20 protein-coding genes are annotated in these 24,821 nt (G+C 49.4%); 10 read left to right on the top strand and 10 right to left on the bottom strand.

Going from position 1 to position 24,821, the window contains the following annotated elements; genetic code table 11:
- Positions 1–72: 72 nt before the first annotated feature.
- A complete protein-coding gene (locus H6F93_RS03995) occupies positions 73–1,431 on the bottom strand; it encodes a GTPase family protein (protein ID WP_190679346.1) in 1,359 nt (452 codons plus the stop codon).
- Positions 1,432–2,261: 830 nt separating this feature from the next.
- On the opposite strand from H6F93_RS03995, the gene H6F93_RS03990 reads away from it, so the two are divergent.
- Complete coding sequence (locus H6F93_RS03990) at positions 2,262–2,888, top strand: hypothetical protein (protein ID WP_190641523.1); 627 nt, start codon at positions 2,262–2,264, stop codon at positions 2,886–2,888.
- Positions 2,889–3,167: 279 nt separating this feature from the next.
- Here H6F93_RS03990 and H6F93_RS03985 read toward each other — a convergent pair whose 3' ends face one another.
- The 4 genes from H6F93_RS03985 to H6F93_RS03970 all read right to left on the bottom strand — a co-directional run bounded on the left by H6F93_RS03985 (position 3,168) and on the right by H6F93_RS03970 (position 6,968).
- Positions 3,168–4,694, bottom strand: coding sequence for a pentapeptide repeat-containing protein (locus tag H6F93_RS03985; RefSeq protein WP_190679345.1), 1,527 nt, complete (start codon positions 4,692–4,694; stop codon positions 3,168–3,170).
- A 202-nt stretch (positions 4,695–4,896) separates the two neighbouring features.
- Positions 4,897–5,301, bottom strand: coding sequence for a hypothetical protein (locus tag H6F93_RS03980; RefSeq protein WP_190641525.1), 405 nt, complete (start codon positions 5,299–5,301; stop codon positions 4,897–4,899).
- A 15-nt stretch (positions 5,302–5,316) separates the two neighbouring features.
- Positions 5,317–5,829, bottom strand: a complete 513-nt coding sequence (locus H6F93_RS03975) for a hypothetical protein (RefSeq protein ID WP_190641526.1) — start codon at positions 5,827–5,829, stop codon at positions 5,317–5,319.
- A 14-nt stretch (positions 5,830–5,843) separates the two neighbouring features.
- The gene (locus H6F93_RS03970) at positions 5,844–6,968 is read right to left on the bottom strand and encodes an acetate and sugar kinases/Hsc70/actin family protein (protein ID WP_190641527.1); all 1,125 of its coding nucleotides are present in this window, start codon (positions 6,966–6,968) and stop codon (positions 5,844–5,846) included.
- Between the two features lie 660 nt (positions 6,969–7,628).
- Here H6F93_RS03970 and H6F93_RS03965 point away from each other — a divergent pair.
- The 3 genes from H6F93_RS03965 (at position 7,629) to H6F93_RS35020 (ending at position 10,415) form a co-directional block, all read left to right on the top strand.
- Positions 7,629–8,987 (top strand): pentapeptide repeat-containing protein, encoded by a 1,359-nt coding sequence (locus H6F93_RS03965; protein WP_190679344.1) that lies wholly within the window; start codon positions 7,629–7,631, stop codon positions 8,985–8,987.
- Positions 8,988–9,110: 123 nt separating this feature from the next.
- Positions 9,111–10,190 (top strand): alanine dehydrogenase, encoded by a 1,080-nt coding sequence (ald, locus tag H6F93_RS03960; RefSeq protein ID WP_190679343.1) that lies wholly within the window; start codon positions 9,111–9,113, stop codon positions 10,188–10,190.
- A gap of 60 nt (positions 10,191–10,250) precedes the next feature.
- Positions 10,251–10,415 (top strand): TetR family transcriptional regulator C-terminal domain-containing protein, encoded by a 165-nt coding sequence (locus H6F93_RS35020; protein WP_190679388.1) that lies wholly within the window; start codon positions 10,251–10,253, stop codon positions 10,413–10,415.
- On the opposite strand, the gene topA is transcribed toward H6F93_RS35020, so the two are convergent.
- The gene (gene topA, locus H6F93_RS03950) at positions 10,408–13,215 is read right to left on the bottom strand and encodes a type I DNA topoisomerase (RefSeq protein ID WP_190679342.1); all 2,808 of its coding nucleotides are present in this window, start codon (positions 13,213–13,215) and stop codon (positions 10,408–10,410) included. The genes H6F93_RS35020 and topA overlap by 8 nt on opposite strands.
- Before the next feature lie 448 nt (positions 13,216–13,663).
- Here topA and H6F93_RS03945 point away from each other — a divergent pair, with 448 nt between their 5' ends.
- Complete coding sequence (locus H6F93_RS03945) at positions 13,664–15,256, top strand: NAD(P)H-quinone oxidoreductase subunit N (RefSeq protein ID WP_190641531.1); 1,593 nt, start codon at positions 13,664–13,666, stop codon at positions 15,254–15,256.
- Positions 15,257–15,654: 398 nt separating this feature from the next.
- Positions 15,655–16,191 carry a Uma2 family endonuclease gene (locus tag H6F93_RS03940; protein WP_190679386.1) on the top strand — a complete coding sequence of 179 codons (537 nt, stop codon included), beginning with the start codon at positions 15,655–15,657 and terminating at the stop codon, positions 16,189–16,191.
- A gap of 52 nt (positions 16,192–16,243) precedes the next feature.
- On the opposite strand, the gene H6F93_RS03935 is transcribed toward H6F93_RS03940, so the two are convergent.
- Positions 16,244–16,606, bottom strand: coding sequence for a MerR family transcriptional regulator (locus H6F93_RS03935; protein ID WP_190679341.1), 363 nt, complete (start codon positions 16,604–16,606; stop codon positions 16,244–16,246).
- Positions 16,607–16,705: 99 nt separating this feature from the next.
- Here H6F93_RS03935 and H6F93_RS03930 point away from each other — a divergent pair, with 99 nt between their 5' ends.
- A complete protein-coding gene (locus H6F93_RS03930) occupies positions 16,706–17,512 on the top strand; it encodes an SDR family oxidoreductase (RefSeq protein ID WP_190679340.1) in 807 nt (268 codons plus the stop codon).
- 42 nt (positions 17,513–17,554) lie between these two features.
- Here the strand turns inward: H6F93_RS03930 and H6F93_RS03925 are convergent, their stop codons facing one another.
- Positions 17,555–18,223 carry a hypothetical protein gene (locus tag H6F93_RS03925; protein WP_190641535.1) on the bottom strand — a complete coding sequence of 223 codons (669 nt, stop codon included), beginning with the start codon at positions 18,221–18,223 and terminating at the stop codon, positions 17,555–17,557.
- A 279-nt stretch (positions 18,224–18,502) separates the two neighbouring features.
- Complete coding sequence (gene bioU, locus H6F93_RS03920; RefSeq protein ID WP_190679339.1) at positions 18,503–19,525, bottom strand: (S)-8-amino-7-oxononanoate synthase BioU; 1,023 nt, start codon at positions 19,523–19,525, stop codon at positions 18,503–18,505.
- Between the two features lie 277 nt (positions 19,526–19,802).
- Here bioU and H6F93_RS03915 point away from each other — a divergent pair, with 277 nt between their 5' ends.
- The 3 genes from H6F93_RS03915 to H6F93_RS03905 all read left to right on the top strand — a co-directional run bounded on the left by H6F93_RS03915 (position 19,803) and on the right by H6F93_RS03905 (position 21,036).
- Positions 19,803–20,012: a DUF2997 domain-containing protein gene (locus H6F93_RS03915; protein WP_190679338.1), complete on the top strand. Its 210-nt coding sequence runs from the start codon at positions 19,803–19,805 to the stop codon at positions 20,010–20,012.
- Positions 20,013–20,078: 66 nt separating this feature from the next.
- A complete protein-coding gene (locus H6F93_RS03910; RefSeq protein WP_190641538.1) occupies positions 20,079–20,465 on the top strand; it encodes a DUF1257 domain-containing protein in 387 nt (128 codons plus the stop codon).
- A gap of 109 nt (positions 20,466–20,574) precedes the next feature.
- Entirely contained in the window at positions 20,575–21,036 is a 462-nt protein-coding gene (locus H6F93_RS03905; protein ID WP_190679336.1) for a ferredoxin, read from the top strand.
- A 71-nt stretch (positions 21,037–21,107) separates the two neighbouring features.
- On the opposite strand, the gene priA is transcribed toward H6F93_RS03905, so the two are convergent.
- Positions 21,108–23,666, bottom strand: coding sequence for a primosomal protein N' (gene priA / locus H6F93_RS03900; protein WP_242043293.1), 2,559 nt, complete (start codon positions 23,664–23,666; stop codon positions 21,108–21,110).
- Between the last annotated feature and the right edge of the window lie 1,155 nt (positions 23,667–24,821).

The raw sequence follows: 24,821 nt of genomic DNA, 5'->3' as shown, positions 1-24,821 counted from the left end.
TAGCCCTTAAATGACAACTCCTACGATCGGGCTAAAACAATGTAAGACGCTCTTTCAAGTACCTGAGTTCCATCAGGTTTTGATGCCCTTAAAGCGTTCCTTTGCGACTTGGAAAGCCTCTTGCATCACTGCCTGAATTTTTTGTGGGTCGGGTTTCTTGCCGCCCATCAGGTCTCCAAAGTAAACGCAGGCTCCTTCCCCCAACGACCAGGTGTAGGCAGCTGCCCAGGATGCGGCGATGACGCTGCCAAAGCCGGGGATGAATTTGATTAATTCTCGTCCGATTGCCTGGGCCAAAAATCCACCTGCGATCGCACTCACCACGCCGCCCGCTTGCGAGGGCGTAAGCGTCTGTCCATAGTGTTTCCCTAGCAAGCCCACCATAGACACCTGGAGGGCAGTCAGCACCGGCATAGTGGCAAAGGGAAGCGGAATCGCGGCGATCGCCGCTGCCATAGTTGCAAACGCCAACATATAGCGACGGGCCGTATCTCGATAAAGGTTGCCAATCTGGTCGCCTGCGCCTTTGTCGAGCAGTTGGTAAATCGCCCGGGCCTCGGCTTCAGGTAACAGATCGGCTAGCGTGTCACGAAATGATTCCAAACCATAGAAAACTGGAGTGTAGCCATCTTCTTCTAAAGTGAAGTCGATTAGGACGGAGCGATCGCACACATCCTCAAAGATTTGTTGAATAGTCGTGAAGGCACGATTGACTTCCGCAAAATCGGGTGGATAAGGGGGATGGTCAGCGGTGCTGGGAGGATACACCTCATGCAGACAGGTCACAGCTAGCAAACAGGGAATCTCTGGATACTTTTGGCGCAACTGTTGAGCGATCTGTCGCAAAGTGTCAGTGGCAAAGTCATTAATTTTGATGGTAAGGATCAGAACCCTGGCACGGCGATCGCTCTCTTGTAAGTCGCCTACCAGTTCTTGAATGATTGCGTCAGTACTTTGATTGACATCACCCAGCCCTACGGTGTCTGTGAAAATCAATAACGGCAGGTCATTAGAAGGATAAGCGTAGCGTTCTGTGTGTTGAGTGTGGGGACGAAAACCTTGCCCGACGATTTCTGCCGAAACGCCCGTTAGACCACGCACAATAGAGCTTTTGCCAGCCTGGGGTTTACCAATCAACAGTGCTTCAGTGGTGGGGAGTTCTGCCCGGACAGTTTCTAAAATTTCTGCAACCTGGTCTTCGCTGACGCTAAACCACTTCACCACAGTTTGAGCAATCTGGTCTACAGGCAACAGTTTCACGAGGTTTGCAGTAGCACTATTCCACGTAGTCAAAGTACGAGATAAAGGTTGACTGCTGAGTGCCACCTTCAAATCTTCTACTAGCTTATCTGTAACCTTCACCTTACCAGTGGGTTCAATCCCTTGTTGGGGTTGAACGGAAGATGGGTCAGTGTGATTGAGTTCAGTCATGACTTTACATGCTGTATTACCTGCAAAAACCAGGAGGGCGATCGCTCACTCCTGCCTTACAGATTAAGACAATATCCCCAGCAATGAGTCATTCCTATAGCAGACTTGTAGAAATGTCCCATTCAAGCAAAAAGTCTAGGTTTATCTCCAGCGCACCAATCAATTACATTCCTTTACATAGCAGTCCTAAATCAGTTGTTAAGATGAGTCACTCTGTTTCAAACACCCCATTAAAGCGAATTCAAATTGCCCACTAAAGCCCGTTCCAGTTCACCAAAAGGGTTAACGGAAAGACCATTCTGTCTCCAGATTTTCAGCCTTGAACCTGAAATTTACTTCAAGGCTGGAAATTGAACGGGATGCAATGAAAATAATCTTACAGTTCATTCGCAAAATCAATTTGCCAAACGTGGCTAATTTGGAGCACCTTCGCAGTTCGTAACATGCTTCAAGTCGATTTCTAAATCTCTTTTGGCTACATCAGTCAACAAAACAGCTATATCTTCCTAATCCCTTGTAATAGCCTTGTAGCGATCCCAAATAAATTATAAAAGGCAGTTCTCCTAGGAATGCGTTTCTCACAACTGTTCTCCTGCGAGCCAGGTTAGCTGTGTTGAGGCAGTAATTTTGAGCAGTGTCGTCTTTATCCCAAAACATCTCTCATTTGGGGCTACCCCAACCCTGTTTAAAACTGCGCTGGGTCTTGTAGAAAAACTGTTTCTAATCAGCAGATTGTGAATTATTATTCAAAATACATTCACTTACACCGGAGTATTGCTATTTTTTGCAAAAGCTCCAAAGTTTTCTAAAAAAGAGAGGAACTCCTAACTGTGCCAAGTACTCAAATTGCTCCAGCTTCCGACCCCACCTTAACTAAGTTGCTAGAAGTTGACTCTGATCTGGCAACTCAAGAAACAGAATTAGCTGCTCAACTGGAAGCACTTCAACAAAAGCGTAAAGGTCTTCAGACCGTGATTGGAATCTTTGCTCCAGGCCGTGAAGGAGGTTCTAATGAAGCTCTTCCTAAAATTGATAGTCTGAATGGTTCTGCAGCAGCTAAGCCTGTTGAAGCAACCGAAGCGCCAGAGACAAAGCCTAAAAGAGGTAGGAAAGCCTCTTCTTCTAATAACACCCAAAAGAAAACAACCCCAACTCGCACTAAAGGTTCTCGAAAAACGGAGAACTGGCAGCAATACATGAAGAAAGAGTTTGGGCAAGCGTCTTTACCCGATGCGGTCTCTACGGTCTTACAAACCTACTCGAATGAAGCGCTGGAAACTCCGGCCATTGTGAGTGCCATCTTTACAGATAAGATGCCTTCAGAACTTCGCAATCAGGCTCGCGATCGCGTTTCTAACGTACTCTCGGTTGGCTTGAAAGATAATAAGTGGTATCGCGGCAAGAAGGGTTGTTACAGTGCTTCTAAAGCAGCAGCGGCAGCTAGCATTTCCTCTTAGAGGCAGCTCTCAAGGTCGCTTTGATAAGAAGTCGCGACTATATGAACAAAACCTGCCTACGCAGGTGAAAAAGTCTAAATGAGCTGAAGTCCGTTCGCACGGGCTCTGTTCTTGTAGTCGCGGTTTTACTTGTAGTTGCAGTTTTAACTACTAAATCTCACAAACTTGTTTGAGGGTAACTGTTGAGTCTAACTGTTGTTGATGTAGGCAACGGTCAATTTGTTTTACCCGTTGCCATAATCACCATCACAACCAGGCACACACTACTAGGTACACATCTCAAGGTTCTGAGTTGTTGTCAAACCGCGGAGATTCAAAGGCATCTAGTTCAAACACAGGTTGCTTAAGCGCTGGAGGGGCATAAGCGTCCAGTCCTTTAACGATCGCCTTTTTAACTTCAGGTGTGATTTTGATACGTCTAGACAGATCTTGAGAAGTTCCATCCGATGAACTGTGTTCTTCCTCAAACTGTGTTTCCGTTTGGGTAGCTCGGATGGCTTGTAATTTCACTACTTCTAGCAAATCGGCACTCTGTCGTCGATAGGTCGCAATTTGCTCATCTGTTGCCTGCAACTCAGTCTGATAGCTTAGTTCTAGCGCCTTTAACTGCACTTTGTATAGGGTTCTAGCTTGGCCCTCAAGTTCTGCTTTGCTTGCTCCTAGAGGGAGGCTGAGTTGAATGGTGCAGGTGAGTTCGTTGGGATTAGCGATCGCCTGAATCGTCAAGTTTTGCTCACCATACTTCACCTGCAGATCTTGAAATGCCAGGAGAAAAGCCTGCCAGTCAATCCCGTCATCAAACACCAACTCAACCGTCTCTGGTGCAATATCAGCTGAGTGAGTTGTGTCTACTGAGGCAGAGTCAATGTCCTGGTTTGACTGAGGGGTAGACTGCAAACTAACTGCCCGTGAAGATTGGGGAGGCAGGGATATCGATTGACTGCTATCCAACCCCACTGCAGCAAAAATTGCGCCACTGAAATTCGTTTCGCGATCAATACTCCAATCCTCTACACAAGTTTCTTCAAGAATCGCTTGTGTAAAATTGGTTCCCAAAGCCTGAGCCTTAAATAGATTTGCGCCAGTCAGGTTTGCTCCCGTTAGGTTTGCCCCATTCAAGTTAGCTCTAATCAGGGTTGCTTCACGCAGATCAGTTCCATGCAGGTCTGTGCCGCTCAGGTCTGCTCCGGTTAAATTAGCGCGTCTCAAATCTGTACCGCTGAGATTGGTTCCACGCAGGTCAGTTTTGCTCAAATCTACGCGACTTAAATTGGCTCGGCTGAGGTCAGTATTACTCAGGTCTGCCTCGCTCAAATTTACCCGACTCAAGTCGGCTCTGGTCAAATCGGCACCGCTCAGATTGGCTCCACTTAGGTTGGCATCCTTTAAGTCTGCCCCTACCAAAATTACGCCGCTGCGATCCTGTCCGCTCAGATCTGCTTTGCTTAAATCTGCGCGACTTAGATTTGCCGAGGTTAGGTTTGCATCTCGCAGATTGGCACCTGCCAGGTTCGCTGCACTGAGATTGGTTTGGCTGAGGTTTGCTGCACTAAGATTTGCTTCGGTGAGATTAGCTTCACTGAGATTGGCTTGGGTTAGGTCTGCCCAGCGAAAAGTGGCTTGAGTTAGGTCAGCCTGGTTGAGATTGGCCTGAGTTAAGTCTGCCCAACGAAAGTTTGCCTCACTAAGAGTTGCCTGATGCAGTCCGGCCCGCGTTAGGTCAGGAATTATCGGATTCTTTCGCCTCCACTCATTCCAAGCTTCTACGCCTTCTTTGAGCAGCGCTAGATATTCCTCGTTGATCATTGCTTTAGCCTGTCAGCGTTATTCTTTTTCATAGAAACTGAACTTCTTGCAAACTGCTGTGTCGGATTGGAGTGATGACAGCGAAGCGGGGCTTAAACCGATATAGGAGTCTAATGCAAGAGGTTTACTTTTGGTCTTGCTGAGGATGCACTTCTCCATTCAGGCATTAACTCGCGCTAACCTTGGCTCGATTGTGAAAGGTTTACGAAAGTTTCATGCTGGACTGGTGGTCATACTGATCTACAGAGGAGTTGCACCCTGAGCCGCGCCGTCGGTCTTTCAGCAGTTGATGCATCACCTGAATCACCGTACCTCTGGCATACTGGCTCATGGCCAGAACGGGTACTTGTCTGACGTGGACTTGATACTGCACATAAGGACCTTGATGCAGCATGTTGACTGTTGTTTTGGGAGTGATGCCAGCTTTGAGAGCAGCCATTACAACTGCTTCATCGAGCTTGATGGCTGCCCAGTCGTTCTCAGCAAAGCGCTGATAAAGCGTGGAATAGTCTAAGTCGGGTTGTCCGATGATTTGTCTGGATTGCAATAGGTACTGTTGTCGTGCCTGTTGTCCCAACTCTTTAGCTGGCTCCTTGGGTTGAAGCATGATCGTGGCACACGGCTAGGCTGCTGCTTCAGCGTTGCTACACAAATCGCCCAGCAGGTTTTCTTCGTCAAAGTCAAACCCTTCATCTGTGATTGGGTTTGCAAACAGAGAGTCAGGAATGGCGATCGCTGATTCTAGTTCTGGATGCACTCTGAGCAATTCGGCTGTGAGTGATTCGCTCAGCATTTGCCTTAGCTCAACTTTGAGGTCGTTCCAGGAAAAAGGTTGGGTCAATGTGCCGGGACGTTCGATGTTAAAGCTGCTGCAAAGTAGCTCAATCTGTCGGGAGAGGAGTTCTACTGCATCTCGGGCGATCGCCTGAAGTTCCCCTTCACTCATTGCGGTGCCCTGGTAGGCAAAGGGTTTGTAAAAGGCGACGATTGCGTCTACTCCTTTGCGTTTCCCCTCCCGACTGCTGAAGCGATGGTTTTTGATCAGATATTGGAAGACGGCTCCCACCACCGAGTCTGTATCAGCATTGAAGGCAAACTGAACTCGCTGGCGAACGGTCTTTGTTTTGGTAGCCATTGCACCCGCCCAAGCTAAGCTAGAACCTCACTATACTTGCTCACCAACCCCTGGAACAAGCCATAGCAATCAGACATCCGCGTCACCATTGAGGGCATATCAGTTGCTTCGGGCAGTTCATTCACCAGTTCGTCTAGCTTTTCTTGTTTGCCGTCTGCAAAGATCACCTGGTCTGCCATCCGTAGCCCATCAAAGTAGGTTTTAATGGTTTGACGCATGACGAAGGCGGCACCACCACTGATGATGATGTCGGCTGTACCATCAGAAAGCTGTCCTAATAGGTTGTCTTGCAAATAAATCCGAGCGGCTTTCCAGTAGGCTTGTCTGACGGCCTCAACAGCAGCAGCGAAATCATAGAGTTCGCCCTTTGCCTGAGAAACCTGAGTGGTTTTTCCGGTTGAGAGGGCAGCCATCAGGGCGGGATAGTCAGCGGGAGTCACACCACAGCTACGGGCAACCCGCTCAAACACAGGCCAGAATCCAGGACCATCAGAATTAGATTTGGCGCTCTTGAGACTGCCTTGCTCAAAGCAGAGAACCGACAGATTTCTGTGGCCCATCATCAAGATGAAGGTGCGTCGCTGATCAATTGGAATGCCTGTCGCGTCAAGCTGTGCTTTGCGGTTGAGGTAAAGCCCAAACCCTTCTGGGCAGAACTTTAGGCTAACGCGAACCTGCTGAGCCATACCCCGGAAGCGGAAGTTTTGGGCGGTCTGGGTGAGCTTGGCAGCAATTTCGTCTTTGGTATTCATCTCGGTTAGGGGCAGCGGCAGCCAGATGATGGCTTCGTATTGGCTGGGCATCCGCTCCTTTTCAGCAATTACGCCGAGCGCCGCAATAATTTTGTAAACGGCCTGGTTTGCCTTATTTTCAACCAAGCTGTTGCCTTCAACGAAGGTTTTTGCGGCATCGCCAACCAGGATGACCTCATTGCCGACTTGTAACCACGCATGGTCTTGAGGACGTCCGCCCGCATTCAAAATTGAGAGCGCCAGAGTGGTCAAGCCATCAGCTACGCCTGCCCCCATCCAGAGGGCTTCTTTTTGATCATCGCGAACCCGGTAAAAAAACTTGGAACCAGACGTGCCAATGTCACCTGCTAAGTAAATGGTGGAACTGCTTGAGCTTGCCTGAGTCATGGGTACTGAAGAAAACGCTACAGCCACATCTTATGCACTTTGGTTAGAAATGGTTAGTATTTTCTTCTAACTTTTTGAAATCTTTAAATACGTTGTTTCTTCGGTTGAAAATGGTTAGATCTTAAGAGGATTTTTGATCTAATTAGGTTTTATTTCTGCGGCAAAAATATGAAGGGCGATCGCCCTTCATATCTCGCTTTTTTGAAAGTTTATTTCTTTACTTTTTCCGAAAACTAACTCTTTTAAAAAGGGCTTTTGCTATCTCCTCAATGCGCTAAATGCTTGAAGAGATAGAAATAGGTAGTCTATCTGTATAGGACTTTCAGGCTTTTCCTGGCGAATCAGGAATAATCGCCAAATAAAAATAATTTCTCGCAAAAGATATTTTTATTCGCCCTGAATTAGCAAAAATTCCTAGAAAATAGCTTGTGTAAACTAGTAAAATCAATCTTTTTCTAAAGAAAAATAGGAAAGCCTAAGAGAATGTTTAAGAAGTAGCAAATGTCTCTTGTAAGGACGTAGCATTTGGCACACGGATTTCAAAATAAACTGTGAACTTTTGCTTAAACGTCTACACCGAATGACGCAACAAACGCAACAAATTAGACTTCTCAAACTTCTTCTGAGGAAACAGAGCTTGGTCAAGCAAGATGGGACGGTATGAGTGAATTGAGTAATCTTGAGCGATCGCCTGCAAACTTGTTTTGGTTAGGTTTGCCTGTTGGATTAACAGTCCTTTCCTTAGGCATGGCGTTTTTGCCTGAGCAGCTACTAGAAGAAAAACTGCGAGAAGCAAAAACGGTTAGACAAATTTCGCTTTTTTGTGCTGGGGTCGGTACCTTCGCGGCAATCTCAATGGGTTACAAGCTGATCCGCCATGAACCGTCCGTAGAGTCGAATCACCTAGTAGATTTTGCTGATACCGGAGAAACGGGTGCTATAGAAACCACCCTTGCCGAATTCAGTACCTCTGAGTCAATACCTGATGGGACTGGAGTGGAGCTAGCGGTTAGCAGTATCACCACAGATGATGTCACCAGAGATGATGTCAGCACAAGTAGTATCACTACAGATGATGTCGCTACAGATGCAGAGATAGATGCAGATGTAGAGGTTTCTGAAGAGGTAGATATTTCTCAAGATCCTGATGTGCAGTCTATTTTGCTGCGACTGGTAAGCCAGGACGAATTGACGCGATTAGAGGCAGCGATCGCCTTACGGCAGTTGAGTCGTACCAAAGATCTGAATGGATTGACTTTAAGTGGGCTATGTCTGAGAGGCGCTAACCTAACCCAAGCAAACCTGAGTCATTGTGATTTGAATAGTGCAGACTTGAGCGGCGCAAACTTGAGTGGTGCAAACCTCAACCATGCGAACCTCAGCCAAGCAAACTTGAATTGCGCAAACTTGAGCAATGCCAACCTGGACACTGCCAATCTCAGCTATGCCAATCTCAGCGCCGCGAACTTAAATCAGGCAAACTTAAACCGAACCAATTTGAGCCAAGCAAATCTCAGCCGAGTTGATTTGAGTCAAGCAATCCTAACAAATAGCCTGTTAATTAATGCGGTGTTTGAGGGGGCAAACCTCAATCAAGTTAACTTAAGTGGCTCAACTCTAGATGGTGCAATTCTCAATCGCGTTGATTTTAGTCAGGGCAATCTTTCTGAAACAAGCCTGAGAGCCACACGCTTGATCGGGGCAAATCTCCGTCGAACCAGGCTACACCGCGCCAAGCTTAACCAGGCTGTTCTAACGGGGGCAATCTTGGACGGCGCAACGTTGGATGGAGCTGATTTGTATGGGGTGGAGCTAAACGGTGCCGATCTAAATGAGGTAAATCTGATTGGTGCCGTTTTAATCGATGCCAACTTTAGCCGAACTAATCTGAGTCAGGCAAACCTCTGGAAAACTGTCGTTGACCCCAACAACCTCAAAGCTGCATTTCTGTGCGGCACCACTTTCCCCGATGGTTCTTTAGAAAATCGAGACTGTCCCGATCAAAAACCTCCTGCATAAATCACTTGAAGCGTGAATGGTAGTGCTGCTCAGTCCCGCTACCATTCACGCAGAAGATCTAATAAACCCCAACCCCCTCAAATCCCACCTAAGCTAGAAAGATGGGTTATCAACGAGGTAGCAATGGAAATTGGTGTGCCCAAGGAAACGAAGGATCTAGAGTTTCGGGTGGGGTTGAGTCCAAACAGTGTGAGAGTTTTGTGTGATAGCGGTCATACGGTTTTTGTCGAAACCGAGGCAGGAATTGGGGCAGGCTTTACCGATGAGGATTATGTTCAGGCAGGAGCAAAGATTGTGTTGCAGCCTGAAGATGTCTGGAACCATGAACTGGTAGTTAAGGTGAAAGAACCACTGGCTCCTGAGTATCCTCTGATTCAGCAGGGGCAACTTTTGTTTACCTATCTGCATTTGGCAGCAGGTCGGCCTCTGACCGAGCGACTGATTGAGTCGGGGGTGACGGCGATCGCCTATGAAACGGTCGAGGTTAATCGGACGCTGCCTCTGCTAACCCCAATGAGCATCATTGCCGGACGACTCTCAGTGCAGTTTGGAGCACGCTTTCTCGAAAAGCAGCAGGGTGGACGAGGTGTTCTTTTGGGCGGCGTACCGGGTGTGCGTCCTGGAAAAGTTGTGATTTTGGGCGGTGGTGTCGTCGGAACTGAAGCCGCGAAGATGGCGATCGGACTGGGCGCTCAGGTGCAGATTCTCGACATCAGCGTAGAACGCCTGGCTTATCTAGAAACGCTCTTTGGCTCCAGGGTTGAGCTACTTTACAGCACTGCTCCTCAAGTTGAAGCCGTCGTTCCTGATGCCGATCTGTTGGTGGGGGCGGTGTTGGTGCCAGGTCGCAAAGCACCTGTGTTAGTAACTCGCGCCATCGTTGAAAAGATGCGTCCCGGTTCAGTCATTGTAGACGTTGCGGTTGACCAGGGTGGCTGCATTGAAACGCTGCACCCCACTTCTCATAGCCATCCCACCTATGTTGAGTCAGGAGTCGTGCATTATGGTGTACCTAATATGCCAGGAGCCGTTCCCTGGACTGCAACTCAGGCACTTAACAACAGCACTTTCCCCTACGTGCTGAAGCTAGCTAACTATGGCATCAAAGCATTGGATGTCGATCCGGCACTGGGCAAAGGGCTAAACGTCCACAATCATCAACTGGTGCATCCGGCGGTGAAGGAAGTTTTTCCCGATCTGTAAAAACAGCACCCCCAGGGATTGAGATCTTCGACTTCTTTAGAGAAGTCGAAGATCTAGACGCTGCATTCAAATACCCAACAGAATCTTCAAGAAGCAAATGCCCTGATTGCGCTTGTTGACGGTATCGGAACAGAGTTAGTAATTAACCCTGAAAAATTTACCGCTGAGCAACAGCAGTACCTCGTGCGACGTTACCTCAACGCTGTCCTAGCAAGGACTAGCTAGATTTACTCGATTTGCTGGTCCTGCGGGTAGAACCCGTTTTGGTTGTGCGCGATCGCGTCGACTTCGATGAGGTTGAACTGGTTTTTGTCGTTTTGCGGCTAGCAGCGGACTTAGTCGTTTTGCTTTTACCGTTGGCTGACTCTTCTACCTCATTGACCTCGTCTGTCTCAAGGTCATCTGTGTCGATATCGTCTACCTCGATCTCAGCCGCTTTGGGTGCCTTACGTCCGCGAGTAGACTTTGCCTTGGTCTTGGTGCCAGCCTTTTCAGCCAAGAGCTTTACTGCTACTTCTAGCGTTACAGACTCAACGGTTGCGCCTTCTGGCAGTGAAGCATTCACCTTGCCATGCTTAATGTAAGGACCATAAGGCCCGTCGTAAATGTTAACTGGCTCATTATCGGCGGGATGGACACCCAGTTCACGCAGCGGCTTAGCTGCTGCTTTGCGCTTACCGCGTCCGCTCTTTGGTTCTGCAAGTAGCTCTAATGCCCGCTCTAGCGTGACCGTCAGCACATCATCGTCTTTCTTTAAAGATCGATAGTCTTTGCCTTCCTTACCCTGATCGTGAACCACATACGGACCAAACCGTCCCAGGTTTGCCTGAACTTTAGCACCCGTTTCGGGGTGAGCGCCTAGTAGACGAGGCAAAGCCAGCAGCCCTATCGCCATTTCCAGCGTGACATCTTCCATCTTCACGCCTTTGGGCAAAGAGGCACGTTTGGGTTTGGGGTTCTCCTCCGTGACATCGCCTAACTGCACGTAAGGACCATAGGCACCAATCAGCATGTAAATCGGTTCGCCTATTTCAGGGTGGAATCCGACCTTGTCTGGCCCTTCAGTTTTTTGGCGCAGCAGTACTTCTACCTGATCTGGGTCAAGGTCAGCTGGGGTCAGGTCTTGTGGAATTGAGGCTTTAACGGGTCCACCGCCGTTTTCGACCTCAATGTATGGACCATAGCGCCCAATTCGCACTTTTGCCGCTAGCCCTTCTAGCTCGACTGCCCGTGCTTCGTTCGGGTCAATCTGGCTTTCTCTCTCTTTGACCTGCGTTTCAAGCCCAGCCTCGCCCAGGTAAAACTCTTTCAGGTAGGGCAGCCAGTCCGCCTCGCCTGTGGAAATTTCGTCCAGAGTTTGCTCCATGCGAGCCGTGAAGCTGGTATCGACCAGGTCAGGGAAGTGTTTTTCTAAGAGCGCTGTGACCGCAAAAGCGGTAAAGGTAGGAACCAGGCTGTTGTTAACCATTTGGGCATAGCCCCGATCAATAATCGTGCCAATAATGCTGGCATAGGTGCTGGGACGACCGATGCCTTCGCTTTCCAGCATTTTCACTAGAGAAGCTTCGGTGTAGCGGGCAGGCGGTTGGGTTTCATGTCCGATCGCCTCCAATTCCGTGCAACCCGGGTGATCCCCAACTTGCAGCGTTGGCAAAATCACTTCCTGGTCTTCGATCGCCGCGTTGGGATCATCGGAACCTTCCACATATGCCCGAAAGAAGCCCGGAAAATCAATTCGCTTGCCCGTGGCGCGGAAGCTAGCATCTGCGACTTGAATTTGAGCAGTGATGTGGGTCTGACGCACCTCTGCCATCTGAGTTGCGACAGTGCGCTTCCAGATCAGGTCATAGAGCCGCAGTTCCCGACCATCTAACCCCGTTTCTTGAGGCGTGCGAAAGGTGCTACCTGCCGGACGAATGGCTTCGTGGGCTTCCTGTGCACCTTTGCTTTTGGTGGAATAGCGGCGAGGTTCGGGGCTTAGATAGTTGGTGCCATACATCTGCTCGACGCAACTGCGGGCAGCGGCGATCGCCTGCTGTGACAGATTCACCGAGTCCGTCCGCATATAGGTGATGTAGCCCTGCTCATACAGGTTTTGTGCCGTTCGCATGGTTTCCCGTGCGCTCAGCCGCAGTTTGCGGTTTGCTTCCTGCTGAAGCGTCGAGGTGGTAAAGGGGGCAGAGGGTTTGCGGGTAGAAGACCGCTCTTCCAGGTTAGAAACTGTCCATTCACTTTCCTGGAGCCGTTCCTGAAGTGCTCTTGCCTCTGCCTCATTTAGCAGCAGTACCTCTCGACCGGCAACGATTTGTCCAGTCGATTCGTCAAAGTCGCTGCCTGTTGCCAACCGAGTGCCACCCAGTGTTACCAGACGAGCTTCAAACGGCGTTTCGTCTTTCGTCAGCATCGCCTTCAGATCCCAGTAGGAACCTTTGCGGAAGGCGCGTCGCTGGCGTTCACGGCTGACTAACAGTCTCACGGATACCGACTGAACCCGACCGGCCGACAATCCAAAGGCGATTTTCTTCCATAGCAGCGGCGACAGCGTGTAGCCTACCAGTCGATCCAAAATTCGTCGGGTCTCCTGGGCATGAACTAACTGCTCATCGACATCGCGGCAATTTGTTAAAGCTTCTTGAATTGCGTCTTCGGTGATTTCGTGAAACACCATCCGCTTGACCGGAATTTTCGGCTTCAACACTTGCAGCAGGTGCCAGCTAATGCTCTCGCCCTCACGGTCTTCGTCGGTTGCCAGCACTAGCTCTTGAGCGTTTTTAAGTGCGTCCTTGAGCGCTTTGACAACCTTCTTTTTGTCTTTCGGAATGACATACAGCGGCTCAAAATTAGCGTCAACGTTGACTCCAATTTTTGCCCACTCTTCTCCCTTCACCTGGGGCGGGATTTCGCTGGCGGATTGCGGCAGGTCGCGGACATGCCCCATCGACGCTTCTACCTGATAGCCCGAAGGCAGGTAGTTGCGAATAGTCCGAGCTTTGGTGGGAGATTCGACGATGACGAGAGTTGACATAAGGCTCAATCGCGCTTCAAAAGGAAACCAAGAGTTGACCTGTAGACTGCAACGATGACGAGCAGCAGGTGATGGTCACGAGATTATTCAGATTCTGAACTTCACTCTAGCCTTCACTGTACTGGCGTAACGAGATGCAAATGCAAAAGATTAACTTTCAACCTAACCAGGGTTAAGGGTTTGATGCAACAGTGTGAGTCGATACTCTGATCTCTACTTATAGCGGATATCAGTAGAAATCAAGGGTGAGATTGTGGCGATCGCCCCAGATTAACCAGGTTTGCAAGGTATGATCCACTATGGAAGGACTGCGATCAGACTGCACAAAAGGTCACTAACGGTTGGAATCACGGGTAACTCTTGACCGATTGCTGCTTTGCCCTGTTCCAAATTATTTAATCTCGTTCATCCTTTAACCTGCCGATCTCGTTTAACCCAGTCAAAATTTATGGATTTTGCCAACCTCGTAGCCCAACTCAACGCCGGAACCATCCTGCCAGAGGGGATCATTATTGCCACTCTGCTTCTGGTTTTGGTCGGTGATCTGATTGTGGGACGAACGTCTTCACGCTGGACACCCTATGTGGCGATCGCCGGATTGCTAGCCGCAGTCGTCGCCCTCTACTTCCAGTGGAATAACCCCAACTCCATTTCCTTTTTAGGAGGGTTTAACAGCGATTCTCTTAGCGTTATCTTCCGAGTGATCATTGCCCTCTCGGCGGCACTGACCATCCTCATGTCCGTTCGCTATGTTGAGCAGTCAGGCACCTCCCTGGCAGAATTTCTCGTGATTCTGCTGACTGCGACCTTGGGCGGCATGTTCATGGCAGGGGCAGACGAGCTAGTCATGACCTACGTGTCCTTTGAAACGCTGGGCATCTCCTCCTACCTGCTGACGGGCTACATGAAGCGCGATCCCCGCTCCAACGAAGCAGCATTGAAATACCTGCTGATCGGCGCTTCTAGCTCGGCAATTTTCCTTTACGGGATTTCTTTGCTCTACGGTCTGTCCGGTGGTGAAACTCGCCTCACCGCCATCACCGCCAACATTCTTGCCAACAACGTTGACCAATCCATCGGACTGCTGATTGCCCTGGTCTTTGTGATCGCTGGAATCGCCTTCAAAATCGCTGCCGTCCCCTTCCACCAGTGGACTCCCGACGTGTACGAAGGCTCCCCAACTCCCGTTGTCGCATTCCTTTCCGTTGGCTCCAAATCTGCTGGATTTGCTCTGGCAATTCGCCTGCTAGTCAGCGCTTTCCCTGCCGTTTCCGAGCAGTGGCACTTTGTCCTGGCGGCTTTGGCAATTCTCAGTATGCTCTTGGGAAATGTGGTCGCTCTGGCTCAAACCAGTATGAAGCGACTGCTGGCTTATTCCTCCATTGGTCAAGCAGGCTTCGTCATGATCGGGTTAGTCCTGGGCACCGAGGCAGGTTACGCCAGCATGATCTTTTACCTGCTGATCTACCTGTTCATGAACCTGGGCGGCTTTGCCTGCATCATCCTGTTCACCCTGCGAACGGGCACCGACGAAATCAGCGAGTACAGTGGACTGTACCAAAAAGACCCACTGCTCACCCTCTGCCTCAGCGTTTGCTTGCTCTCCTTGGGGGGAATTCCGCCACTGGCAGGCTTCTTTGGCAAACTCTATCTGTTCTGGGCAGGTTGGCAAGCTGGAGCTTACTGGCTAGTGCTGCTAGGACTAATCACCAGCGTGATCTCGATTTACTACTACATCCGCGTCGTCAAGATGATGGTGGTGAAAGAGCCAGAAGAAATGTCCGAAGCAGTGAAGAACTACCCTGCTGTAAATTGGAATTTGCCAGGGATGCGTCCTCTTCAAGTTGGCGTGGTATTTGCCCTGGTGACCACTTCACTCGCAGGCATTCTCTCGAATCCGCTGTTCACCCTAGCGAATAACGCGGTGCTGTTGACTCCCATGCTTCAGCCAACCATCACCACGATTCAGCCAGCACCCAATCCCGCAACTCCCGGTTATGCTGATTTGGAATCGGAGACTAAGGAGGCGATCGAGGGTTAGGAAAACTATCTAGTTAGTTTAGGAGGGAACGCAACACTGTTGCGTTCCCTCTTCTTTTTTGTCTAGTTTCCAAGCCTCAACTTTTTTAACTGGGAGGAAGCTGGAGCTCAGTAGTGAGAAAAATTTTGTATGTTTAACAGCGTAGGTTGGGTTGAAGCATGAAACCCAACGAACTTAGACTCTACGGTTGCTGGGTTCCGCCCTGCTTCACCCAACCTACAATGAGGCAGTGGTTTACAGTCATTTTGTTTCGCTGCTGTGTCTATCAGCAGCGAAGCTCTCGAACGTGATCTGGGGTAAATCTATGACATCCGCAATCAGGAAGATCGGCTATGACAACATTACTCATCTAAACCGAAAGCATTCCCCTGACGGTGAATCTCCCCTCGATCGCCACCATGAACCATGAACAGTTCTACGAATTTTGTCAGGCTAATCAAGATCTTCGGATTGAGCGAACTGCGACCGGGGAAGTGATTATCATGCCACCTGCCTTTTCTGACACGGGCAACCCCAATTTCAACCTTGCTGTTCAGCTTGGAAGTTGGGCAGAGCAGGATGGTACAGGAGTTGGCTTTGATTCCAGCACTGGCTTTACTCTCCCGAATGGAGCAACGCGATCGCCCGATGCTTCATGGATTAAGTGCGATCGTTGGAATGCACTAACGGAAGAACAAAAAGCTTCATTTGCGCCCATCTGTCCAGATTTTGTCATAGAGCTACGGTCTTCTAGTGACACGCTCAGCGGACTCCAAGCCAAAATGCAGGAGTACATTGACAATGGCACGTTGCTAGGTTTCCTGATTGACCGCAAGAACCGCACCGTTCATCTCTATCGACCCAACCAAAGACCCGAAATCTTAAACGACCCTGCATCGGTTAGCGCTGACCCAGAACTACCTGGATTCGTTTTGCAGATGGCAAAGATTTGGTAGTGTGGCTAGCGTTGTCGTCGCTGTTCTCGCAAAGTTAAACCTGTCACCCAACCTACGGTATTACTTCTTCGTTTAGCTTGTTCAGTTTGTTGACGAGATAAGTTTTAATTGTGTTTAACTGTTGTGTTTTTTCAGTGATTTCTTCAATTTTGCGTTCAATGATTTTGATTTGCTCTTGCTTGGGAATCGTGCCGCCGCTCCACTCATCGAGCAATTGTTTCATTTCGTTCAGCGTAAATCCCAGTCTTTTGCCTTGATTAATCATTAGCAGGCGCTCTATCGTTTCTGAGCTGTATTCCTTGTAGAGTCTTGTTCCTGCACAGCGATCGCTTGCCACAATTAGTCCTATCTTTTCGTAAAACCGAATTGTATCTTTCGATAATCCTGTTTTCTTAGACAGTTCACCAATTAGCATTGCAGCAACTTAAACCTTACAAGATTGACTTGACTATGGAGTATACTCCATAGTTTACGCTGCCTGATATCAGCTAGTACTTTGAAATCGATATCAAGCATGAGTAAAACAGTTTTGATTACAGGTGCTTCAGGTGGAATTGGTGAAGCAACTGCCAAGTATTTTCTTCAAAAGGGCTGGAATGTGGCAGCAACAATGCGAGCACCCACCCCAAAAAGCTGGACAAAATCAGAAAAAATCATCTGTCCCCGTCTTGATCTCACATCTCCTGAAACGATTGAGAGTGCAGTGCGTGAGACAGTAGAGTCTTTTGGGCAAATTGATGTACTGGTGAATAATGCTGGATATGCGCTCATGGGTCCACTCGAAGGGGTTACACCTGAGCAATTAGAGCGACAGTTTCAAACCAACGTGTTTGGGTTAGTGTCTACGATGCAAATCGTCCTGCCAATTCTGAAACGGCAAGGAGGCGGCACTATTGTCAATGTTGCTTCCATCGGAGGTCGCCTTGCTTTTCCACTGACTTCCTCTTACCACGCGACGAAATGGGCTGTGGAAGGGCTTTCTGAAGCTTTACGATATGAACTGCGGCGTTTCAACATTCAGGTCAAGATCATTGAACCAGGTGGAATTAAAACAAATTTCATCAATCAGGGTTCAATTTGGGTAAAACATCCCGACTATGTTGATTTAGTTGAGCGCATGAAGCAGTTCAGCGAAGGAATAAATGACTCGTTGCCTGGTCCGGAAGGGGTTGCTAAAGCGATTTATCGGGCTGCAAGCGATCGCTCACCAAGGTTGCGCTATTCTCCACATGGCGAAGCCTTCCTGTTGATGCACGCTATTCTGCCTGATTGGCTATGGCGTTCTTTAGTCACCCGAATGATGCTCGGAGGCAAGCAATAGATTTTGAAGCAATATAACGTCACTCAAACGTTGCTCAAGGGTCTAAGGCGACGGCAATAGAGTGACGCTGAGAGCATAGGAGCCAGCACCAGAAACTTGGATGAAGTAGTGATCATCGGCGGGTAATTGACCGCTCCAAGTGGCAGTTTGGCTAGTGTTAGTAGCAACGGGTTGCTGGTTTGCTTGCAGTACCTGCATTTCTACATTTTCCCCTTGTAGCCTCACAGTCAAAATTTGCCCCTGCTTGGCTTGCAGCATATAGGGCTGGGTGCTGGCTTCTAGGTCTCCTTGAATGGAGACAGTTTCCCCAATCTTCAAGTCAATCTCTCGGGGAAAAACCTTAGAGATGGCTGAGTCTGGCTTGGATTTGGTCTGATTAACCGCGAGGGGAATCGGGCTGGACAATGAGTTGAGGGTCGGACGCGGCGACGAAATGATTTTTGATGCCTCTGATTGAGACACTTCTATGCCAGAAATCCAAACGCTGGGAGGCTTTTGGGATTGGGCAAAGCGCCAGAATAGTCCTGCTGCTCCTAGAAGGGCGATCGCCCCACAGCCAAGTCCAACCTTGATCCAGGGACGGGCTAGCCGATCTGGTAGCTTCCTAATATTTTTGCTAGGGAATGAATGTTTCCACGAGTCCTGAGTTTCAGGGGTGTTCTGGTCTTCAATCAACAGCGGTGAGAGGTTGCTTTTGGATAAATCGAACATTTTTGGCTTAGAAGAAAGTACGCTTACAGCAGCTCAACCCGAACGTTAGGGAATGTAAACTTCATCATTCTTACCCGTCTTGTCCCAAGTTCAAATGGTGGTCGACCCTTAAGGTGTTAAACCCCACAACACCAAAAGGATGTCAACAGCCAAATGCACTAGATTTAGTGCAGTTCTATAGACGCGCAGAACTGTATCACCCACACTGCAGGTGATACGGCTCTGCACCATTTAGCCGCACGACGTGCGTTTAGAATGGCGCAATCGGATTCATACTATTCAGCGGACAAACTGGGGCATGACCTCAGCGGCAGTAAATAGCCCGTGGATGCCCCGCCGATGCAAGCTGATTCCGGCTTTGAGGTAGCCAAAGGCAGGTCCGCAGACGTTCGCTGCCATACTGGTTTCGTCACCCAGCGTGAACGTGTGGGTAGAGATTTTGCCCTCGAAAGTGCGTCCGGTGATTTTGACGTTGGTACTGAGTGGCTTTTTGGGGTTACGAGTATCGACAACTCCGCCGACGGTGACACGATCGCGACTGCAAATGCCAGCTAGCTCTAGCATGATGTCGTCAGCGTGTTCCATATTTTCCAAGGTGAGCAGCCCGTGGGTCTGGTCGAGCAGTGCTTCAACTTCGGCGTCGGTCATCTGGCGGGCAGATTCGGTGTCATAACCCGGCAGGTGAGCAATATCTTCGCGGATGGTAGCGCGATAAGCTTCCCAGTTGGCAATACCGACCCCAAAAGTGATTTTTACCTGGTGAATTTCGGCGTAGCTTTGGGCGGCGATCGCTGCTGCTGCCGTCAACAGCCCTGGCGTTGCACCACATCCGGTCAGGTAAGTAATTCCGGCTGCTTGCAGGTCGTCACTCAAGTGCAGCAGTTGTTCAACCGCACTGGTGCGTTTAATCGCATCGACCAGCACGCCGCGCCAACCTGACTGAATGAACTGACGCGCTACCTCTGCCATAAAGGTATTTGGCAGATTTGGCAGTGCCAGAAAATAGCCTTCCACCTGACCCGCCTGCTGGATCAAGTCTTGAATGCTGGAATTGCTCAACGTTCCGCTTGGCTCTAGATAGCCCAGCGACCCTTTTTGATAAGCAGCAACGCACTCATCCCAGTTCAACCCTGACCCGGCGTAAGCATAGCCTTTTTGATCGGCAGCAGCAACCCACATCATTTCTTGCTTTGGCACAAGCATTCGGGCGGCGGCTTGCCCTAACCCGCCAAAGCCCAGTACTCCTACCTGCATCGGTGGCTGCGTTGCTGAACGTGCCTGCCTTGCGACTTGTCCACTCATAGCGTCTCACTCAACTTGAACAAGCTCTCATTATCCCGTGTTTCTTGACTGCACTGGCAAGTTAAGCGAAACTGACTACTAGCGATAGCACAGACTCTTGGCTACATTAAGCTTTCTTACGTTTTGACTCAGACTGATTCAAATTCTTCTGCCTAATTTAATAGAATCATCTCGTAGTGCAGTAGTCAGATTTCTACCTGAAGCTACATTGTTAGTCAATATTTAGTGGCTACGCTGTTAGTCAAAGTTCAAAAATTGTTAAGGGTAGTACGGGCGAATGGAAACACTTGAGTTTGTAATTTATCCTGACGGTCGAGTCCAGGAAAAGGTGACTGGGATTGTAGGTTCATCCTGCGCTGAAGTTACTGCTGCAATCGAGGCCCGTCTAGGTATTGTGCTAACTCAAGAGCAAACTTCCGAATATTTTGCCCAACCCGTGCAACAGTCTGCCTCTGTCGAAACGAGAGCCAGCTTTAGCGAGTGGTAAGTTTTCTCCCTAGTTTTGTTTTTTCAAGTTGTCCATTTCACCATTTCAAATTTATTCAAAATTCCCATGTCACACTTTAGCCAAATCAAGACTCAAATTCGTGACCTTTCTTCTCTGCAAGCTGCGTTGACCGATGTTGGGGTTGACTGGCAGGCTGGTCCTAAAGAGGTCAGAGGATATCGGGGGCAAACTCGCAATGCGGCGATCGCCATTGAGCAGGACAACGGCTACGATATCGGCTTTACCTGGAACGGTCAGGAATATGAGCTGATTGCCGACCTTCAGTATTGGCAACAGCCGCTTACCGTTGAAGGCTTTTTGAGCCGCGTGACTCAGCGTTATGCCTACCACACCGTAGTCGAAGAAACTTCACGTCAAGGATTTCAGGTAGCCGAGCAAGAGCAAAACAAGGACGGCTCTATCCGCCTGGTACTTCAGCGCTGGAGCGCTTAATGACTGTCCTAATCCAAACTGAATTTTGTGTAGAACAAGGGGCTTAAGCCCCTTGTCTTGTATCAGCCGCATATCGGCAGATTGTTTGAATTGTAAGGATGCTAGTCTCATGAGCGATTTTTCCTTTACCTCAGCCGATCAGCCTGGCAATTCTGCCCAAACCGGATTTGAGCCTGAACTTGGTGGTCAATTGCGAAACCAGGCTGAGCGTACTGGGTTAGAGCCTGAACTCGGCGGTACGGTGCGCCAAAAGGGTGTCTATGTAGATGAAATTACCTGTATTGGCTGCAAACACTGTGCCCATGTTGCCCGCAATACGTTTTACATCGAAGCTGACTACGGGCGATCGCGCGTCATTCGGCAAGATGGCGACTCAGAAGAGTTGATTCAAGAGGCGATCGATACCTGTCCGGTTGATTGCATTCATTGGATCAATTATGCCGAGCTAAAGCAGCTTGAAGCAGAGCGTAAATTTCAGGTGATTCCAGTCGCAGGTTTTCCGGTCGACAAGGCGATCATCGCCTCTCACCGTCGTCGGCAAAAGCAGCAAGCCAAGCGGCAGCAGGAATAGAGCATATTTCAAAGCTGATTGAAAGGGTTAAATTTTTGTGTGTGGTACGCACAAAAATTTAACCCTCGACACTAGAGCAGACTTAGCGGATCTACATCAAGCGTAAGGCTGACTTGGGCGGGGCAGTGCGATCGCAACTCGATCAGCGCTGGGCGATCCAGACTAGAGCCAGGCGGACACTTTATCAGAATTTGCCAGCGATAACGGCGGGCAATGCGAGGAATGGCGGCAGGTGCAGGGCCTAGCAGTTCGCAGTGAGTGCGATCGCAAAGGGGACGAAGCTGACTCGCCAGTTTCTCTGCGGTCTGACGCACCGCTGTTGCATCGGGGCTGCTTAACCTCAACAGCAGCAGTTGTCCGTAGGGCGGATAGTTGAGCGATCGCCGCTGTTGCAGCTCAGTGGCAACAAACGGCTCATAGTCGTGTCGCCGCACCGCTTCGATTACTGGGTGCTGAGGTGAATAGGTTTGCAGAATGACCTTTCCCGGTTCGCTTCCCCGTCCGGCCCGCCCTGCTACCTGAATAAGCGTTTGAAAAGCCCGTTCACCAGCCCGGTAGTCCGCTAAATGCAACAGCCCATCCGCCGCGATTACGCCCACCAGCGTTACCTGGGGTAAGTCAATCCCCTTGGTTAACATCTGCGTCCCCACTAGCAGATCGGATTCCCCCTGAGCAAACTGGGTCAGCAGGGTTCGGTGCGCGCCTTTGGTGCGGGTGGTGTCGCTATCAAACCGGATACAGCGGAGTTGAGGAAACTGCCGAGACAGTTCTTGCATCACCCGCTGGGTGCCGCTGCCAAAATGCTTCAGGTAAGGAGAGTCACATTCTGGGCAGTGAGAAGGTTGCGATCGCCCATAGCCACAGTAGTGACAGCGCAGCCAAGATGTAGCATCAGCCTGGGTTTGATGATATGCCAGCGAGACATCACAATGCGGACATTCCAATACGTAACCACAGCTCCGACAAGAGACAAAAGTGCTGTGTCCACGTCGATGGATAAACAGCAAACCCTGTCGCCCCTGAGCCTGTAACTGTTGCAGCGCATCCTGGAGCGACTGGCTAAAAATTGAGCGATTTCCCTGTTTTAGTTCTCGTCGCATATCCACCACTTCAATGGGTGGCATAGGTCGTGCCTGGATGCGGTTGGGTAGGGAAAGGTAGAGGGGAAGGGGGTCGAGGGAGGAGGAAATGGGCTTTTCAGGGTTCACTCGACTAGATACCCAGGTTTCCAGTGAGGGCGTAGCTGACCCTAAGATTAACGGGCAATCTTCCAGTTTGGCTCGCCACTGGGCAACGGTGCGGGCGTGGTAGCAGGGGGCAGGCTGGTCTTGCTTGAAGCTGCCGTCGTGTTCTTCGTCAAGCAGAATTAGACCCAAATTAGACAGTGGTGCAAAAACGGCAGAGCGCGTACCAATAACGACTTGGGAAGCGCCGCTGAGCATTTGTCGCCAGGTGTCGTAGCGTTCGCCATCAGATAGAGCGCTGTGGTAAACCCTTACCTTTGCCCCAAAGCGGGCCCGAAACCGATCGGTGAGCTGTGGCGTTAAGCCAATTTCTGGAACCAGCACCAGGGCTGACTTTCCTTGCTGCAAAATGGGGGCGATCGCCTGTAAATACACCTCAGTTTTGCCCGACCCGGTAACGCCATGCAGCAAGACCTGGACATAGCCCTGGAGGGAAGCGATCGCCGCAAGTGCCTCTGCCTGAGCCGTCGTTAATAGCTTGGGTAAGTCGGACTGTAGCGACTGCCCCGTTTCGCTACGCAGTACTTCTCGGGGTTGAATCACTACAAACCCCTTTTGCTCCAGCGCTTTTAGCACCGACGAGCTAGTGTGGCAAAGCTGCAACAGTTCCTGGAGCCACAGGTCGCCGCCGCGCCGCTTCAGTACGTCTACAATCTCCTGTTGCCTGGGACTGAGCGAAACGTCTGGTGGGTTAGCGGTCAGCACAACTGCCTGCTGCCGTTTTGGGCGCACGCCAGTAGGAGGTTCTAAATAGCTCTCTACCCAGCCTAGCTGTAACAGTTGTTGTAGTCCCCGACTTGCCCCACGGATCTGTCGCTGCAAGTATTGCCAGGTATAGTCTCCGTCTTTTTGCGCCTGCAGCTTGCCCAAAACTTGCATTGCTGCGGGATCAAGTACCGCAGTAGGGTCCGCAGTTGAACTAAACAAAGATTTAGCTAAATCTGTTAATCGAATGCGTCGCTGCGATCGCCCCAACAGCCCCGGCGGCAACGCCACCCGCACCACCTGCATCAGGGTGGCACAGTAGTAGTCTGCGACTTGATGCAGCAGAGTCCAGTAGGTTGGTGGAAAGAAGCCTGGGCTGACGACTTCCTCGACCTGACGAATGCTGGATAGGTCTAAATCAGGGGGCGGTTGGGGGATAAGACGAATCGCGATCGCCCCCACCTGCTGTGCGCCAAACGGTACACTCAAAATATCGCCCGGCTGCACCTGCACAGAACCCGTTCGATAGGTAAATAGCCCCTGTACACCGGGGCAATCAACTAAAACTTCAACCCACTCTGGATCTGCATAGGTGCCTCTAGCTTCTGCGGTGGTGCTGCGGGCAAAGTTGGACGGCGCATCGTTATCGGGCATCACCGACGCAAGCAAATTTTGAGGCATGAACACAAGTGAGAAAGAAAAAACAGGACCCAGGCATTCTCAACTAACTGCGGCAGCCTGAATCTCTCTCATTTAGTTTAGAGCAGACCCAAAGGTTTGTGAAAATTGTTGCTAAAGCTCCTCGCGGTTCACCAGTTTTGTTACTTCAAATTCATACACACCGTTGGTTTGCAAACCTTTTTACAAACTCCTGTCTGAATTAACACTCATTTCTGTAGCAATCTTGAGAGGTTGTGAAAGCTTTTGTGGGAGAGCGATCGCTTTCACAAGCCTCTGTTAAAACACAAGCTAAAAGCATTAATAGCAGCCCTTTCATAGATCAAGCAGGATTCTTATAAGAGGTGAGATTAAAAACTGTATGAGAAAAGGAAACAAAAGTATAGAAATTTTCTAACGGTTCTAAGAAACCTAAGCGTTTCTGCCAAAAACCATCGAGAATAATCTATTCACAGAATCAAAAAATTACACTTTTGGGGATGAGTAATAGGTTCACCCCAATCAGGTAGATCAGTCGCGACCGTTTTATCTCCATTGATAGATAGGTTCACATCAAGCCCATGAGAATCTAGTGGTTCAGGGGCATCTATAGAGGTTGCTATAGTTGTTCCCATTTAAGTACATTCAATCTATCGGAACAGTGCTTTGCTGAGTTTAAGGATACCTGAAGGATACCTGCTATGAACGACTGTCTAATTCCAGCTTGATAGCATTAGGATTATCAGCCGATATCTGTATCGCCCATATCGGGTATTTACATTACATAACGGCTTATAGGATCTGTTTATACTGGATAGCGCTGCTGTTGCTGATAAGTTTTAACAGAGTGAGCTTAAAACATTGATGCGATTGTGACGCAGTTTTGTAGCCAGGAAAACAGCTAAGACTGTAGTTTCAGGTAGGTTTAGCAGAAGACATTGTGACACCTGATTCTGATTTAGTGTTTGAGTATGATCTATTCAATCAGTTTTCAAACTAATCCTTTAAGCCATAATTGCTGCTTTGGCACAGTACAGCAGCTAATCCTCTACAAAATACAAAAAGTTTTTCTTGATCGATAGATTAAGCAGAAATTTTCAAGATAGTTAGCTCAGTCACATTTAGTATTTCATCGACATCTGCAAACAGAACGATAAGTAGGATGACCGTCTTAATATG

Origin of the sequence: Leptolyngbya sp. FACHB-671 (assembly GCF_014695745.1) — a bacterium.
Lineage (GTDB): Bacteria > Cyanobacteriota > Cyanobacteriia > Elainellales > Elainellaceae > JAAUTN01.
This window is presented reverse-complemented; position numbering and strand designations above follow the sequence as displayed.